At 61.2% G+C, this 423-nt stretch carries 1 pseudogene; it reads right to left on the bottom strand.

The features are described 5' to 3' along the window. Positions 1 to 298, bottom strand: a pseudogene (locus tag F6X42_RS43140) (IS6 family transposase); the annotation flags it as partial. Positions 299 to 423 lie beyond the last annotated feature (125 nt).

Raw genomic sequence — 423 nt, forward strand, 5'->3', positions numbered from 1 at the left:
TGGTTACGGTTTCGGGCGCGCCATTCTGATCGATGGCCTTCTCGAAGTACCGTCGGGCCGCTTCCTTGTCCCGCCTGGCTCGCAGCAGGAAGTCAACCGTGTTGCCGGCCTTGTCGACGGCGCGGTAGAGATACTTCCATGTGCCCCGGACCTTCACATAGGTTTCGTCCATCCGCCAGCTCTTGCCGACCGGGCGCTTGCAGCGGCGGAAGGCCTTTTCAAGCACCGGCAGAAGCTTGACGGCCCACCGATGCACGGTCGAATGATCGACCGCGATCCCGCGTTCGGCCATCATCTCTATATGAACGCGTCCCTTTGCGCTAGTTCTCGCTTGTGTGACAGACAGGATGGGCTGCTGCTCTATATCCGGGCTTGTTGCAGCCCAATAGGCTACGGCCCCCTATGAAATCCGCTGGCCCGCGC

The organism is Paraburkholderia podalyriae, assembly GCF_014397785.1.
In the GTDB taxonomy this organism is placed as follows: Bacteria; Pseudomonadota; Gammaproteobacteria; order Burkholderiales; family Burkholderiaceae; genus Paraburkholderia; species Paraburkholderia podalyriae.